Raw genomic sequence first — 1,227 nt, forward strand, 5'->3', positions numbered from 1 at the left:
AGCAGCTCCCTGTCCGGCTTCGGAGCCGCGTCCGAATCCCGCTCCGGGTATTCCGGGTCCTGCTCCCGGTATGAGGCCTGCTCCCGGTATGAGGCCGGGATCAGGGCTGGCTCCGGGAAGGATGCCGTGGGCAGCAGCGATGCGGCCCGCTCACCGAGGCGGACCAGGGGGGCACCCAGGTTGAGCAGCATCGGCTGGCCGTGGTGCGTCCGCTGGGGCGGCCGCTGCCCGTCGTCGACCGCTTCTTCCGGACCGTCACAAGTGGCCGACGGTGACAACGACCGCAACGGGGATGGCGGGGACAGCGGCGATGGCGACGGTGACGGCCGCTGAGGCCCGGGGATCGGGAGCGGGATCGTGGCCGACGGGTTCGTGGCCGACAGCCGGTCCATCCGGGGCGCGGCGCCCTCGACCCAGAACGCGGCGACCACCCGTCGCAGCTGGTCCATGCCTGAGCGTTTCGGGGTGTTCGTGACGACCGTCAGGTGCTCCCGGCCCGGCAGCGTGTCCTGGACGAAGCCGGCGATGCTGCCCACCCCGACCTGGACGAAGACCCGCACGCCCTCGGCGTACAGCCGCTCGACGAGCTGGCGGAACCGGACCGGCTCCAGCAGATGGCGCACCGCCAGCTCCCGGATCCCGTTCTGGTCGTCGGGGTAGGGCGCGACCGTCGTCGCCGACCACACCGGCACCGTCGGCGTACGGATCGGGATGCTGGCCACGTCGGCCCGGACCTTCGCCAGGAACGGGGAGAGGAACGGGGAGTGGAAACCGGAGCGGAACGGCAGGATCCGGCCCAGCACGCCCTGGCCCCGCAGCCGTTGCAGGGCGCTCTCGACGCTGCGCTCCTCCCCGCAGATGATCGACTGATGCGGGCAGTTGTCGTGCGAGACCACGACGTCCGGGAGGTCCGCGATGGTGGCGGCGGCCGTGTCCGCGCCGCACCCGAGCGCGCCGAAGGCCACCCCCGGCACCTCCAGGGAGTACGGCTCGAACGAGGCGATGAACCTGTCCACGTCCTCGGCGTCGATCATCCCAGCGGAGATCATGGCGTTCCACTCGCCGATGCTGTGGCCGCCGACGAGGTCGGGGAAGATCTCCAGCCGGCGCAGCGCCGCATCGAGTATGCGGCCCACCTCGACGCTGGCGACACCGTGCTCCCCGAGCGCCTCGCCCCCGCCGCCCGTCCCGACGCCGCTCGTCCCGACGCCGCTCGTCCCGACGCCG

General features: G+C 72.5%; 1 protein-coding gene. It reads right to left on the reverse strand.

Annotation, left to right across the window (positions count from 1 at the left end; all coding sequences use genetic code 11):
• Positions 1-1,227: acyltransferase domain-containing protein (locus tag AC5LUJ_RS13285; RefSeq protein ID WP_493465022.1), on the reverse strand; the 1,227-nt coding region annotated here is incomplete at both ends.

It is taken from the genome of Protofrankia sp. CiP1_Cm_nod3, from assembly GCF_982290655.1.